At 66.9% G+C, this 12,281-nt stretch carries 16 protein-coding genes; 6 read left to right on the top strand and 10 right to left on the bottom strand.

Features of this window, described 5'->3' with window-relative positions:
- Nucleotides 1-2 precede the first annotated feature (2 nt).
- Both ASC94_RS08075 and ASC94_RS08070 read right to left on the bottom strand, forming a co-directional pair.
- Nucleotides 3-833: a ChaN family lipoprotein gene (locus ASC94_RS08075; RefSeq protein WP_229417206.1), complete on the bottom strand. Its 831-nt coding sequence runs from the start codon at nt 831-833 to the stop codon at nt 3-5.
- Between the two features lie 78 nt (nt 834-911).
- Nucleotides 912-1,775, bottom strand: a complete 864-nt coding sequence (locus ASC94_RS08070; RefSeq protein ID WP_056393091.1) for an alpha/beta fold hydrolase — start codon at nt 1,773-1,775, stop codon at nt 912-914.
- Nucleotides 1,776-1,902: 127 nt separating this feature from the next.
- On the opposite strand from ASC94_RS08070, the gene ASC94_RS08065 reads away from it, so the two are divergent.
- A complete protein-coding gene (locus ASC94_RS08065; RefSeq protein WP_056393090.1) occupies nt 1,903-2,475 on the top strand; it encodes an ABATE domain-containing protein in 573 nt (190 codons plus the stop codon).
- Nucleotides 2,476-2,534: 59 nt separating this feature from the next.
- Here the strand turns inward: ASC94_RS08065 and ASC94_RS08060 are convergent, their stop codons facing one another.
- Nucleotides 2,535-3,959: an MFS transporter gene (locus ASC94_RS08060; RefSeq protein WP_056393089.1), complete on the bottom strand. Its 1,425-nt coding sequence runs from the start codon at nt 3,957-3,959 to the stop codon at nt 2,535-2,537.
- 76 nt (nt 3,960-4,035) lie between these two features.
- On the opposite strand from ASC94_RS08060, the gene ASC94_RS08055 reads away from it, so the two are divergent.
- Nucleotides 4,036-4,899 carry a LysR family transcriptional regulator gene (locus tag ASC94_RS08055; RefSeq protein WP_056393087.1) on the top strand — a complete coding sequence of 288 codons (864 nt, stop codon included), beginning with the start codon at nt 4,036-4,038 and terminating at the stop codon, nt 4,897-4,899.
- Between the two features lie 6 nt (nt 4,900-4,905).
- Here ASC94_RS08055 and ASC94_RS32400 read toward each other — a convergent pair whose 3' ends face one another.
- The 4 genes from ASC94_RS32400 to ASC94_RS08040 form a co-directional block, all read right to left on the bottom strand.
- Complete coding sequence (locus tag ASC94_RS32400; RefSeq protein WP_157201343.1) at nt 4,906-5,082, bottom strand: hypothetical protein; 177 nt, start codon at nt 5,080-5,082, stop codon at nt 4,906-4,908.
- Nucleotides 5,083-5,127: 45 nt separating this feature from the next.
- Nucleotides 5,128-5,529: a DUF3224 domain-containing protein gene (locus tag ASC94_RS08050; RefSeq protein ID WP_056393085.1), complete on the bottom strand. Its 402-nt coding sequence runs from the start codon at nt 5,527-5,529 to the stop codon at nt 5,128-5,130.
- Between the two features lie 23 nt (nt 5,530-5,552).
- Nucleotides 5,553-6,110 carry a DUF1697 domain-containing protein gene (locus ASC94_RS08045; protein WP_056393083.1) on the bottom strand — a complete coding sequence of 186 codons (558 nt, stop codon included), beginning with the start codon at nt 6,108-6,110 and terminating at the stop codon, nt 5,553-5,555.
- 85 nt (nt 6,111-6,195) lie between these two features.
- Nucleotides 6,196-7,785 (bottom strand): sensor histidine kinase, encoded by a 1,590-nt coding sequence (locus ASC94_RS08040; RefSeq protein ID WP_056393081.1) that lies wholly within the window; start codon nt 7,783-7,785, stop codon nt 6,196-6,198.
- Between the two features lie 140 nt (nt 7,786-7,925).
- Here ASC94_RS08040 and ASC94_RS08035 point away from each other — a divergent pair, with 140 nt between their 5' ends.
- Nucleotides 7,926-8,270: a hypothetical protein gene (locus tag ASC94_RS08035; RefSeq protein WP_056393079.1), complete on the top strand. Its 345-nt coding sequence runs from the start codon at nt 7,926-7,928 to the stop codon at nt 8,268-8,270.
- Complete coding sequence (locus ASC94_RS08030) at nt 8,267-9,112, top strand: HDOD domain-containing protein (RefSeq protein WP_056393078.1); 846 nt, start codon at nt 8,267-8,269, stop codon at nt 9,110-9,112. Before ASC94_RS08035 ends, ASC94_RS08030 begins: the two co-directional genes overlap by 4 nt.
- 70 nt (nt 9,113-9,182) lie before the next feature.
- Here ASC94_RS08030 and ASC94_RS08025 read toward each other — a convergent pair whose 3' ends face one another.
- Both ASC94_RS08025 and ASC94_RS08020 read right to left on the bottom strand, forming a co-directional pair.
- Nucleotides 9,183-9,515 (bottom strand): hypothetical protein, encoded by a 333-nt coding sequence (locus tag ASC94_RS08025; RefSeq protein ID WP_056393077.1) that lies wholly within the window; start codon nt 9,513-9,515, stop codon nt 9,183-9,185.
- 269 nt (nt 9,516-9,784) lie between these two features.
- Nucleotides 9,785-10,087 carry a hypothetical protein gene (locus ASC94_RS08020; protein WP_056393076.1) on the bottom strand — a complete coding sequence of 101 codons (303 nt, stop codon included), beginning with the start codon at nt 10,085-10,087 and terminating at the stop codon, nt 9,785-9,787.
- Between the two features lie 154 nt (nt 10,088-10,241).
- Here ASC94_RS08020 and ASC94_RS08015 point away from each other — a divergent pair, with 154 nt between their 5' ends.
- Together ASC94_RS08015 and ybeY are read left to right on the top strand one after the other, a co-directional pair.
- Nucleotides 10,242-11,300, top strand: coding sequence for a PhoH family protein (locus ASC94_RS08015; protein ID WP_056393074.1), 1,059 nt, complete (start codon nt 10,242-10,244; stop codon nt 11,298-11,300).
- Nucleotides 11,284-11,745 (top strand): rRNA maturation RNase YbeY, encoded by a 462-nt coding sequence (gene ybeY, locus ASC94_RS08010; protein ID WP_056393072.1) that lies wholly within the window; start codon nt 11,284-11,286, stop codon nt 11,743-11,745. Before ASC94_RS08015 ends, ybeY begins: the two co-directional genes overlap by 17 nt.
- Before the next feature lie 177 nt (nt 11,746-11,922).
- On the opposite strand, the gene ASC94_RS08005 is transcribed toward ybeY, so the two are convergent.
- Nucleotides 11,923-12,210, bottom strand: a complete 288-nt coding sequence (locus tag ASC94_RS08005) for a hypothetical protein (RefSeq protein WP_056393071.1) — start codon at nt 12,208-12,210, stop codon at nt 11,923-11,925.
- Nucleotides 12,211-12,281 lie beyond the last annotated feature (71 nt).

Here is a 12,281-nt window from a genome sequence, read left to right as displayed (position 1 = left end):
ATCTACGATTTCGGCTTCAGGCTGGCGCACGGGTCCGGGCGCTGCTTCTTCGGCACGGTATAGCTGGCGTCGTACTGGCCGGGCGCAGCGGCTTCCTCCACGTAGCCCACGCTGCGGACGGTGAGCCTGGGCTCCACCGCGTTGAGCCAGCGCGGCACGCCGTAGTCCTTGCGCACGTGGCCATTGCCAGCGATGAGCACCACGTCGCGCGGCTGCTGGGCGCGCAGCAGCTTGGCCATCCAGATGTCGCGCGCGACCTGGGCGTTGACCATGCCCGGCACCATCATGTCCGGCAGCATATTGCAATGGCCGGCCACGATTTCCCTGGCCTGCGCTTTCACGATGTCGGCCGGCAGCGCTTCCTTCAGGCGGTACTCGGCCACGGTCTTCTCGTCGAAACTGGAAGCCACGCCGTCGCGCACCACCAGCGAGGCGTCCTTGCGCGACAGGTTGGCGGCGACCAGCGGCAGGTCGTAGCGCAGCGCCAGGTCGATGATGGGGCGGTACTGGTCCCAGTCCCAGCGCGGGCCCGCCATGACGAGGATGACGCATTGCGCGTCGCGGCAGTCCTTCTGGGCCTTGTTGAGCAGGGCCTGGTTTTCGCGGTCGAACTGTTCCATGGCGATGGCGGGACGCCAGCCGGCTTCCACGCGCCGGAACAGCTGCTGGTAGCGCAGCTTGTGGCCGTCGGGGTTGTCGTGCACTTCGCCCAGCAGCAGGACCTGCGGATTGGCGGCGGCCGGCTCGGCTGGGGCCGTGGGTTTGTTCTTGCTGCCTGCACAGCCGGCGATGGCGGCGGCGACCAGCAGCAGCGCGGGTAGGGAGCGGTTCATGTTGCCTTGCATGGTATGAAGAATGCTCCAGTCTAGCGCAAGCCGGCCCCGGCGTGGGAGCGGGGCCGGCCCTGCCGGCTAGGCCAGTGCGCGCGCCAGCAGTTTGTGGATCTCGGCAGCGATTTCCTCCACATGGGTTTCCAGCGCGAAGTGGCCGGTGTCCAGCAGTTTCACCACCGCGTCGGGGTTGTCGCGGCGGTAAGCGTGGGCGCCGGGCGGGATGAAGAACGGGTCATGCTCGCCCCAGATGGCCAGCGTGGGCACTTGCGCATCTCGGAAGAACTGCTGGAACACCGGATACTGGGTCAGGTTGTTGGCGTAGTCGAGGAACAGCGCCAGCTGGACGTCCGCATTGCCGGGACGTTCCATCAGCAGCGCGTCCAGGTGGTAGGCTTCGGGCGCCACCGTGTCCGGGTTGGCCACGCCGTGGGTGTACTGCCATTTGGTGGCTTCGAGGCTGAGCGAGCCGCGCATGGCTTCGCGGTGCTCGGCCGGCGCGGCCCAGTACTGTTTGATGCCGATAAACGGATCGCCCAGGCCTTCCAGGTAGGCGTTGCCGTTTTGCGAAACCAGGGCGGTCACGCGCTCGGGATGGGCTGCGGCCAGGCGCAGGCCCACCGGGGCGCCGTAGTCGAACACGTAGAGCGCATATTTTTCCAGCGCCAGCGCCTGCACGAAGGCTTCCATGGTGGCAGCCAGGTTGTCGAAGGTGTAGCGGTAATTGCGTTCTGCGGGCACGGTGGTGAAGCCGAAGCCAGGCAGGTCCGGCGCGATGACGCGGTATTTGGTGGCCAGCAGCGGGATCAGGTTGCGGTACATATGCGAGGAGCTGGGAAAGCCATGCAGCAGCAGCATTACGGGCGCATCGGGCGCGCCGGCTTCGCGGTAGAAGATGTTGACGCCGTCGGCGGAAACGGTGTGGAAGCTGGCTTGGTTCGACATGGTGGATCTCCCTGGTGAGTGAAACTGTTTAAATTACGTTTTACTGGTTACCAGAATAGCGTAATATTGAAACTTGTAAAACGTATTTTTAACGGTTACACTGGAATTCACTCTTTCAGAGAATTGAATGACGATGGACTTTCTGGGCGATCATCCGGCGCTGGACATGCTCAACACGGTGGTGCAGGTGCAGGGCGAGGCGGTGGACGGCTGGCGCAGCGGCGCGGATGTGGCGGACTGGCTGGCGCGGGCGGGATATTTGCCGTCCGGCGCGGCGATGGCTGATTTTTCGGGTTTGCCGGGCTTGCTGGAAGAGGCGCGCGCGCTGCGCGAACTGGTGCGCAAGCTGGTGGCGCGGCGCAAGGACGGGTTGGCGATGGAGACGGTGGACCTGGCGGCGCTGAACGCGGCGCTGGCGCAGGGGCGGCGGCACATGGAACTGGCCGCCGGCGACGACAACGCGCTGGCGCTGCGGCCCGTGTATGCGGCCGGCACCGCGCGGCAGGTGCTGGCGCCGCTGGCCGAGGCGGCGGCGGAACTGCTGGCCGGCGATTTCACGCTGGTGAAGCATTGCGAGAATCCGGACTGCACGCTGTGGTTCGCGGACCGCACCAAGTCGCACCGCCGGAGGTGGTGCAGCATGGCGATCTGCGGCAACCGGCACAAGGTGGCCAGCTTCCGCTCGCGTAGGGCGGGTTAGCGCGCCAGCGCTTAAGCTGCCGCGGCCGCGGCCGCCGCGGCCGCGGCGGAGCCGGCGGGTTACGGCGCTGCGCGCCTAACCCGCCCTACGCGTTCTTGCTGCCCTGCCCCGCCGATGCTTTGCCAGGCGATGGCGGCGGCGGTGAGCAGCAGCGCGGCGGAAATGGCGAGTGCGGTGCGCAGGCCGCTCATCGCGGCGGCCGGCGAGCTGGCGGCGACCATGGCGCCGTACACCGCCACGCCCAGCGCGCCGCCCACCTGGCGTGCGGTGTTCAGCACGGCCGAGGCGGTGCCGGCCTGGCCGGGCGGCACGCTGGACAGGATGGATGTGGTCATGGCCGGCACGGCCAGCCCCATGCCGGCCGGGATCAGCGCCAGGCCGGGCAGCATGGCCCAGAATCCGGCCTCGCCGGAAATGCCGAACATGCCCAGCAGCGCATAGCCGCCCGCCCCCACCAGGCCGCCCAGTATCATGGGTGCCCGCAAGCCGGTGCGCGCCGACATGCGCCCGCTGGCGATGTTGGAGAAGATGAAGGTGCCGGTCAGCGGCAGGAAGATCACGCCCGCTTCCAGGGCCGTGTAGCCGCGCACACTCTGCAGGTAAAAGCTCAGCACGAAGATCACGCCGTAGTAGGCGAAGTTCACCAGCACGCCGAACGCCACCGCGCCGCGAAAGCCGGCGCCGCCGCCGGCGCTGCGGAACAGCGCCAGCGGCAGCATGGGCGCCTTGCTGCGCGCCTCCACCAGCAGGAACAGCGCCCCCGCCAGCGCGGCCAGTGCCAGGCCGCCCAGCACGATGGCATGGGTCCAGCCCAGCGCATGCACTTCGATCACGGCGCCGATGAAGGCGGTCAGCGCCACCACCGCCAGCAGCTGGCCCGGCATGTCGAAGGCGCGCAGCGGATCCTTGCCGGGCGCTGCAGGCACGGCGCGCAGGGTGAGCCAGGCGCCCGCCAGGCACAGCGGAATGTTGACCCAGAAGATGCTGCGCCAGCCGGCCAGCTCCATCAGCGCCGCGCCCAGCACCGGCCCCAGCGCGATCGACACGCCGCCGGCCGCCGTCCACCAGCCCACGGCCTTGGCCAGCTGCACCTTGTCGTGCGCGTAGCTGGCGTTCAGGATGGCAAGCGAACTGGGCACCAGCAGCGCGGCGCCGATGCCCTGCGCGGCGCGGGCCAGGTTGAGCATGACCGCACCGCCGGCCGCCGCGCACGCCAGCGAAGCCAGGGTGAACAGCCAGAAGCCGGCCAGGAACACGCGGCGCGAGCCGAACTTATCGCCCAGCACCCCGGCCGACAGCAGGAACACGGCAAAACCCAGGGTGTAGGCATCCACCACCCATTGCAGGTCCCCAACGCTGGCGCCCAGCTCCTGCCCCATGCGGGGCAAGGCGACGTTGACGATGGTGACGTCGAGCTGGACGATGATGAAAGCGAAGCTGCATGCCAGCAACACAGCGCGCGAGGGTGTGGTCGGGGTTTTCATGGCTTCACTATAGGCGGGTTTGCATATCCAGAAAAATGAATAATAATGATTAAACCTATCTTGAATCGAGAACGTCATGGAATTGTCCGCACTCCGCATCTTCAAGGCCGTGGCCGAGGAAGGCAGCGTCACGCAGGCGGCCGCACGGCTGAACCGCGTGCAGTCGAACGTCTCAGCCCGGCTGGCGCAGCTGGAGGAGACGCTGGGCGTGGCGCTGTTTCACCGCGCCGGCAGGCGATTGCTGATCACCGCCGAGGGCGAGCGCCTGCTGGCTTACGCCGACCGCCTGCTGACCCTGGCCGACGAGGCGCAGGCCGCGCTGCGCGGCGACCAGGCACCGTCCGGCCAGCTGCGCATCGGCGCCATGGAGACGGCCGCCGCCGCACGCCTGCCGCAGGTGCTGGCGGCCTTCCATAACAGGCATCCCGAAGTGGACCTGCTGCTGGAAACGGCGCCCACCGACCAGCTGGTGCACGCTGTGCTCAACCACAAGCTGGACGTGGCGCTGGTGGCCGCGCCGGTGCTGCGGCCGGAGCTGTCGCAGCTGGCGGTATTCGAGGAAGAGCTGGTGCTGCTGACCGACGCCGCACAAGGCCCGGTGCGCAGTCCGCACGACGTGGCGCGGCGCGCACTGCTGGTGTTCCGCAGCGGCTGCGCCTACCGGCGGCGGCTGGAAAACTGGTTTGCCGAAGGCGGCGTGGCCACCACCCGGATTTCGGAATTCGGCACCTTCGAAGCCATCCTCGGCTGCGTGGCGGCCGGCATGGGAGTGGCCTTGATGCCCAAGGAAGTGCTCAGGCAGCGCCAGCTGGACGGCAGCATCCAGTGCCATAGCCTGGCGCCGGAGACGGCGCTGGTGCAGACCATGCTGGTCTGGCGCAGCGACGTGCTGCACCACCCGGCCCGCCAGGCCTTCGCCGCCTGTTTCCAGGCAAGCTGAGCCTGCTTAGCGGCCCAGGCCGCAGACCGAGGCGATGCTGCTCAAGGAGACGCCGCTGCCGATGGCGCGGCCGACGCAGCCCGCCTTTTGCGCGCCGTCGTCCGACAGGGCGAAAGCGCCCACTACCAGCACCACCAGCAGGCTGGCCATGATCAGCGCGCCCTTGTAGAGATCCTTGTTCATCTTTGTTGCCGCATAGCAAATAATGCCGCTATTGTAGCGCAAAGCCTAGGGCAAGGCGGCAATCACATAGTCGAACTTGTAGTAATGCTTGCCGTCTTCGTTGCGGATGTCCAGCTTGCCGCTCAGGCCGGTCAAGTCGCCGCTGCCGGAGTCCGGCACCACCAGCACGCTCAGGCTGGGCTGGCCGCGGTCCATGATGCCGTGGTGCTGCAAGGTGAAGCCGCCGCGCAGGCCGCCGAGCTGGCCTTCCACGCGCTCCATCGCCACGTAGCCGGCCGAGCCTTGCGCCGCGCCCATGAAGCTGAGCATTTCGCCGTTCCCGCTGGCCTCCAGCGCGCCGTGGTAGCGCTTGTCCAGCACCATGCGGTGCAGGCCGAAGCCGGACGCCCCCACCGACATCAGTTCGGGACTCATGGTTACATCAAACTCGCCTTCCACCACTGCCATGACGTTCTCCTTGACGGTCTCTTTTATGCCAGCCGTTCGCAGGCCAGCGCGTGCAATTTGCTGATCGTGGTCCAGTTGCGGGTGGTGACGGCGTCGCCCAGCAGCTTGCCCATGGCGGCCGCGGCGCGGCTGGCCAGGACGCCATCCGCGCACCACAGGTAGGCGGCCCAGCGGCCCAGTGCGAACGCTTCAGGCTCCCAGCGCTGGTGCGCCAGCGGCAGCAGCCGTTCGCGGTCGGCCGGGTTGTTCAGCACGGCCACCAGCAGGCGCGAGGGATCGTCAGCCACCGGCTGCAGGCTGTTGTCTTCCACCACGTGGGCCAGCTGCTCGGCGTCCAGCACCGTCACGCGCGCGCCCACGCCCAGCTTGAGCACCAGCGCTTCCTCAATGCGGCTGGCCGCCACGGCAGCGTCGGCGGCGCCGGCCGGGCAGTCGTACACCACGTTACCGCTGTTGAGCACGGTGCGCACGTCGGCGTAGCCCAGGTCGGCCACCAGCTTGCGCAGATCGGCCATGGCCACGCGCTTGGCGCGGCCCACGTTGATGCCGCGCAGCAGGGCGATCTGCCTGCGTGTCCCCATTGTTCTCTCCTTTACGGCAAAACCATAGTATGCGGCAGGTGCGGCGCGCGTGGCGGGCGTTTTGCGCGCCGTGCCGGCACGCCCGTCACGCGTGCAGCGGCGCGTCCGCGTGCGGTGCGCCGCTGTCTTCGCCCTCGATCGGCGTCACGCGCGGAATGCGCAGCACGAAGCTGGCGCCCTGGCCCAGGGTGCTGGTCACCGTGATGGTGCCGCCGAACTGCTTGGCGATCAGGTTGAACACGATGTTGAGCCCCAGGCCGGTGCCGCCCTGGCCGCGGCGCGTGGTGACGAAGGGGTCGAACACCTTGTCCAGCATGTCCGGCGGGATGCCCTTGCCGTTGTCCACCACCTGCATCTCCACCCACTCGCCGTCGGCCCGCACATTGATGGCGATGCGGCCTTCGTCGTCCGGGTCGAAGGCGTGCTCCACGCAGTTGAGCGTGAGGTTGGTGATGACCTGGGCCAGCGCGCCGGGGTAGCTGTCGAGCACGATCTCGGAAGGGCAGTCTATCTCCACCTGGATGTGGGTTTTTTTCAGCTTGGGCTGCAGGCTGGACACCACCTCGCCGATGTACTCGCGCAGCTCGAAGCGGCGGCGCGCCTCGCTCACCTGGTCCACCGCGATCTGCTTGAAGCTGTGGATCAGATGGGCGGCACGGTAGGCGTTGTTCATGATGAGCTTGGTGCTCTCGCTGGCGGTCTCCAGGTATTTCATGATGTCCGATTTTTTGATGGCGCCCTCGGCCACCGACTGGTGCACCTTCTCGGTCGCTTCCGACAGGATGGAGGCGCTGGTGAGCGCAATGCCCACCGGGGTGTTGATTTCGTGCGCCACGCCGGCCACCAGGCCGCCCAGCGACGCCAGGCGCTCGGCCTGCAGCAGCGACTCCTGGGTGCGGCGCAGGTCGTCCAGCGCCTTGGCCGTTTGCTGCGCGGCGCGGCGCGCCTCGTCCTCGGCCTCGCGGGTGCGGGCGATGATGGCCTTGACGCGCCGCTGGATGGCGTTGAAGCCGCGGATCACCTGGCCCAGTTCGTCGCGCCGGTTTTCCGGCAGCTCGCCCACCTCGTCCGAGCCGCGCGTGGCCAGGTCGTGCAGGCCGTCGCGCAGCTGCTTGAGCGGGTCGAACACGATGCGCAGGCTCAGCGCCAGCGCCGCCACCAGGATGGAGTCCAGCAGCAGCACTTCGATCACCTTGCGCTGCACCTCGCTGCGCAAGGTGGCGTCCATTTGCGCGCGGCTGAAGTTGACCACCACGCGGCCTACGATGACGGGCTTGGGCGCGTTGCCGGCCGCGCCGGCGTCGCGGTAGGCCAGGTCGGCCACCACCGGCGTGCCGCCCACGGCGGCGTCCGATTCGATCTGGGTGACGCTGCCGTTGTCCTTGCGCACCTTGCCCGAGAACAGGCCGACCGAGGTGTCGTACACGCGGATGGCGACCAGCTCGGGCGGCAGCATCTCGGCGGCCACGATGTTGTCCACTTTGGCCTTGTCCAGGTCCCACAGCGCGGAGGGCAAACTGGTCTGCAGGCGCGTCAGCACGCCCTGCCGCAGGCGCTGGTTGTTCACTTCGAGTTCGTGGCTCAGGCTGTACTGCGCGTAGGTGCCGGATATGCCCAGCACCAGGGTGACGATCACCACGAACAGCAAGGTCAGGCGACCTTGGATACCAAACATCGAGCGGCTCCTCCCAGTCTTGCGCGGCACGGATATGACGGCAACGCCCCAATGTAAAGTATGCCTAGCAACTTGGCAAGATTTTCGACTCGCGCCCGGCGCCGATGGTAAGATCGTGCGACGAGAACGATGGAGGCGACATGACTGCCACTTATCAGCACCTGCCGCTGGCACAGGTGGAAGCGGGAATGATATTGTCGGATGAACTGCTGGACGCGCACGGCCATGTGCTGCTGCCGCAAGGCACGGTGCTGACCGCGTCCATGCTGGCGCTGATGCCGCGCCACGGCATCGCGACCTTGCCGATCGCCGCCGCCGAGCAGCCCAGCGTGGCCGAGCAGGCGGCGGAGCGCGAACAGCAGCTGGCGCGCATCGCCCGCCTGTTCCGCAAGAGCGACCCGGACAGCGACAGCGACTGGGCCACCGCGTTGCTGCGCCGCTTCGTCACCGACTACCGCCTGGGCCTGGCCCCCGCTGAAGAATGAGCACCATGCTGACATACGACGATGTAGTAAAAAACCTGGACGACCTGCCTTCGCTGCCCGCCGTGGTGATGGAACTGCTCAACAGCATAGACCAGGAAGAGGTGGACATTTCTGTGCTGGCCAGGAAGGTCTCGCACGACCAGGCGCTGACCGCCAAGACGCTGCGCCTGGCCAACTCCTCGCTGTACGGCCTGCAAGTGAAAGTGACCACCATCCAGCAAGCCATCACCTTTCTCGGCTTCCAGGCCACGCGCAACCTGATCACGGCGGCCGCGCTGACCGGCTGCTTTGCCGAGCGCTCCTGCGCCGGCTTCGACCACAAGGCGTTCTGGCGCCACTCCATCGCCAGCGCGGCCTGCGCCAAGGTGCTGGCGCGCCAGATGCGCTTCAACCAGGACTACGCCTTCACGGCCGGGCTGCTGCACGACATCGGCCGGCTGGTGCTGGTGGCCTGCTTCCCGGCGCAGTACGAGCAGGCGATCGCCTACCGCGCCGCGCACGACTGCACGCCGCTGGAAGCGGAGCGCGCGGTGTTGGGCATCGATCACGTCGATGCCGGCATGGCGCTGGCGGAGCACTGGAATTTTTCTGACACGATGCGGCTGGCGATCGCCCACCACCATCATCCCGAGGCGCCGGGCGCGGGCTTTCTGGCGGCCATCATCCACGTGGCGGACGCCATTGCCCATGCACTCGATCTGGCGCATATGCCGGACGGCCTGGTGCCGCCGGTGTCCACCGTGGCCTGGACTGCGCTCGGCCTCGATGAAACCATCTATCTGCAACTGTTCCGCGAAACGGAACTGCAATACGAAGAAATTGCAATGGTGCTGCTGAGCTAAATCCAAGCTGGCGTGCCAAGCCGGGGCATTGCAGCCCCAGCCCCGGCGACGCTGGCCACGCGCCTGCCTGTCAGTGCGCGTAGGTGCCGGCGTCCTGCTGCTTTTCCGGACGGTCCTCTGGCTTTGGGCGGCCCTGGGCATCGGACAGGCGATACTTGGTGCGGCGGTCGCCCATCAAATCGCGCAGGTCGCGGATGCTCATGCCGGTGACTTCGTGCATGCGGATCAGCAGCGAGGCGCCGACCGGCAGGCGGTGGTGGCGGATCTTGCTGATGACAGGCGGCGCCACTTCCAGCATGCGCGACAGCGCGGCGTCGTTCTTCAGCTGCATTTTACCCAGCAGCATATCCAACAGATGATTAGGGTTGTAACTTTCTTGAGAAGCAAGGGCGTGGTGTGCCATGATTTTTCCTCGTCTAGTGAGTTGTCTATCCCGGAATGGCATTGCAATTTCAATAACAATTCTAATACCAAACCAGCCCGTTCCGGCCAAGCCGCGACTAGCGAAGCTTGTGTAACGTCAAGCGCCCGCTAGAATTCTTAGCAACAATGCCATTTCAACACACGGGAATATTCCGTGGCGCACGGAAGAACTTTGAGGAAATAATGACAGCGGCCAACTGCTGCTGAGAACGCCCTTCGGACCGGGCGCGGCGCGGGTCCGCGGGCCGCTCAGGCGCTGGTATTGATGTTCTGGCCGATCCGGGCGCCCGGCGATGTGCTGCCCTGGCTGACCTGCTGCGCGTCGAGTTGCTGGCGGCGCACGGCGTCAGCCTGCTGGGTCTGGCGCTCCTGCTCGGCGCGCCCGGCCTGACGGGCCTGCTGGGTTTGCTGTTCAGTGCTGGCCAGTGCCTGCTCGCGGCGGGTGGCCTCCTCGCGCCGCAGCTGGCGGGCCTGTTCGGCGCGCTGGTCGGCGACCACGCTGGCCTGCTGGGCGGGACTGCTGCTGACGCTGGGAATCGCACTGACTGCCATGGCTCGCTCCGCGATGAGGAAGACTATTCTTCGACTGTAGGGCAAGCTGAGCCGAAAGCAATGACGAAGCGTCAACAGGCCCTGGAAAAACACCGGGCGCGCCGCGATACGGTAAACTAGCGCCATTCCAGTACACCCAACCAGGCAACGCCCTTTGAAAACCAAGACACCCAGCCAGCCGCACTATTTCATCCCCGAGCCGCTCGACAATACGCGCCTGGCGCACTTGTGCGGACCGCTCGATGAAAACCTGCGCCAGATTTCCGCCGCGCTGGACGTGACGATATTCCGCCGGGGCGAGAAATTCATCGTCAACGGCACCAACGCCGAGCGCGCGGTGCAGATCCTGGAGCAGTTCTACAACGTGGCGCAGAAAGTGGTGCCGGTGGAGGAAGTGCAGCTGGCCTTGGTGGAGCAGCGCGCCGGCCTGGCGCCGCCGCTGGAGCCGGACCACGAAGAGCCGCCGTTCAACGAGCCGGACATCACCAGCCCGGTGCTGAAAACGCGCCGCACCGACTTGCGCGGCCGCACCCCGCACCAGATCAAATACCTGCGCAACATCCTGGACCACGACATCAGCTTCGGCCTGGGCCCGGCCGGCACCGGCAAGACCTACCTGGCGGTGGCCTGCGCGGTGGACGCGCTGGAGCGCGACGCGGTCAAGCGCATCATCCTGACCCGCCCTGCCGTGGAGGCGGGCGAGCGCCTGGGCTTCCTGCCGGGCGACCTGGCGCAGAAGGTGGACCCGTACCTGCGCCCGCTGTACGACGCGCTGTACGACCTGCTGGGCTTTGACCGCACGCAGAAAATGTTCGAGAAGGGCGTGATCGAGATTGCGCCGCTGGCCTATATGCGCGGGCGCACCCTGAACCACGCGTTCGTGATCCTGGACGAGGCGCAGAACACCACGGTGGAGCAGATGAAGATGTTCCTGACCCGGATCGGCTTCGGCAGCAAGGCCGTGGTCACCGGTGACACCACCCAGATCGACTTGCCGAAAAGCCTGAAGAGCGGCCTGGTGGACGCCAGCCACGTGCTGCGCGACGTGCGCGGCATCGCCTTCACGCAGTTCACCAGCGCCGACGTGGTGCGCCATCCGCTGGTGGCGCGCATCGTGGACGCCTACGAGAGCGCGCACAACGCCTCCGCCGAGATCTCGCCCCTGTTTACCCCAGCAAAAACCACCGCAGTCAAACATGCCCGAAAAAAATAAACTGGCGCTGTCGGTGCAGTACGCCGACCCGCGCCTGCAGGACAGCATCACCCGCCCGATGCTACGCAAGTGGATCAAGGCCGCGCTGTTCGCGCCGGCCGAGCTGACCATACGCTTTGTGGATGCGGAGGAAGGCCGGGAGCTGAACCGCGGCTACCGCGAGAAGGACTACGCCACCAACGTGCTGACCTTCGCCTACAACGAGGGCGAGGATATCGCCGAGGACGAGCCGACCCGCGCCGACATCATCCTGTGCACCGACGTGCTGCAGCGCGAGGCGGCCGAGCAGAAAAAATCGGTGGAAGAACACACGGCGCACCTGGTCGTGCACGGCGTGCTGCATGCCCAGGGCTACGACCACATGGACGATGAAGAGGCCACCGAGATGGAAGGGCTGGAAACCGAGATCCTGGCGGGGCTGGGCTACGCCGACCCGTACGCGTAGCGCTGGCGGGTTACGCTGCGCTAACCCGCCCTACGGGGCACGGGTATGCATCGGGCGGGTTTGCACCGGGCGGGTATGCACCGGGCGGGTATGCACCGGGCGGGTTCGCACCGCGCGGGTATACACCGGGCGGGTTTGCGTAGGGCGGGTTAGCACGCGGTGCGTAACCCGCCGAACTCAGCCGCCCTGTGTCCCGGTCGTACCCAGCAAGGCGCGATTGACGTCGAACGGCGTCTTCTCGATCAGGCGTGCGGTGGTATCCGGCGGCGGCGCGCTGTCGAAGCGCATCGGCGCCGGTGCTTGCGGCGGCGGCGCTTCCGGGCTGGCTTCGGCCGGCGGCACGCCGCTGATCGATTGCGGGTCAGGCGCCACGGTATCGACGTCCGGCGGCGCTTCCGGCTCGGCGATTTTCCGCTGCGGCACCAGGCCGCTGGCCGGATTCAAGGATGAAACGCTGCTGATCATGGCGGGCTCCGCGCAGGTGGACGATACGCCATTGTAGCCCCATTTCCGGCCATCAACTTGGCAAAAACGAG

Source organism: Massilia sp. Root418, assembly GCF_001425265.1.
GTDB lineage: Bacteria > Pseudomonadota > Gammaproteobacteria > Burkholderiales > Burkholderiaceae_D > Rugamonas.
Note: the sequence above shows the minus strand (reverse complement) of the source record. Positions and strands in the feature narration are given on the sequence as shown.

What these genes read in the sequence shown, in the direction of transcription:
- ASC94_RS08075 (WP_229417206.1), bottom strand. Translation starts at nt 833, where the DNA reads ATGAACCGCTCCCTACCCGCGCTGCTGCTGGTCGCCGCCGCCATCGCC.
- ASC94_RS08070 (WP_056393091.1), bottom strand. Translation starts at nt 1,775, where the DNA reads ATGTCGAACCAAGCCAGCTTCCACACCGTTTCCGCCGACGGCGTCAAC.
- ASC94_RS08065 (WP_056393090.1), top strand. Translation starts at nt 1,903, where the DNA reads ATGACGATGGACTTTCTGGGCGATCATCCGGCGCTGGACATGCTCAAC.
- ASC94_RS08060 (WP_056393089.1), bottom strand. Translation starts at nt 3,959, where the DNA reads ATGAAAACCCCGACCACACCCTCGCGCGCTGTGTTGCTGGCATGCAGC.
- ASC94_RS08055 (WP_056393087.1), top strand. Translation starts at nt 4,036, where the DNA reads ATGGAATTGTCCGCACTCCGCATCTTCAAGGCCGTGGCCGAGGAAGGC.
- ASC94_RS32400 (WP_157201343.1), bottom strand. Translation starts at nt 5,082, where the DNA reads ATGAACAAGGATCTCTACAAGGGCGCGCTGATCATGGCCAGCCTGCTG.
- ASC94_RS08050 (WP_056393085.1), bottom strand. Translation starts at nt 5,529, where the DNA reads ATGGCAGTGGTGGAAGGCGAGTTTGATGTAACCATGAGTCCCGAACTG.
- ASC94_RS08045 (WP_056393083.1), bottom strand. Translation starts at nt 6,110, where the DNA reads ATGGGGACACGCAGGCAGATCGCCCTGCTGCGCGGCATCAACGTGGGC.
- ASC94_RS08040 (WP_056393081.1), bottom strand. Translation starts at nt 7,785, where the DNA reads ATGTTTGGTATCCAAGGTCGCCTGACCTTGCTGTTCGTGGTGATCGTC.
- ASC94_RS08035 (WP_056393079.1), top strand. Translation starts at nt 7,926, where the DNA reads ATGACTGCCACTTATCAGCACCTGCCGCTGGCACAGGTGGAAGCGGGA.
- ASC94_RS08030 (WP_056393078.1), top strand. Translation starts at nt 8,267, where the DNA reads ATGAGCACCATGCTGACATACGACGATGTAGTAAAAAACCTGGACGAC.
- ASC94_RS08025 (WP_056393077.1), bottom strand. Translation starts at nt 9,515, where the DNA reads ATGGCACACCACGCCCTTGCTTCTCAAGAAAGTTACAACCCTAATCAT.
- ASC94_RS08020 (WP_056393076.1), bottom strand. Translation starts at nt 10,087, where the DNA reads ATGGCAGTCAGTGCGATTCCCAGCGTCAGCAGCAGTCCCGCCCAGCAG.
- ybeY (WP_056393072.1), top strand. Translation starts at nt 11,284, where the DNA reads ATGCCCGAAAAAAATAAACTGGCGCTGTCGGTGCAGTACGCCGACCCG.
- ASC94_RS08005 (WP_056393071.1), bottom strand. Translation starts at nt 12,210, where the DNA reads ATGATCAGCAGCGTTTCATCCTTGAATCCGGCCAGCGGCCTGGTGCCG.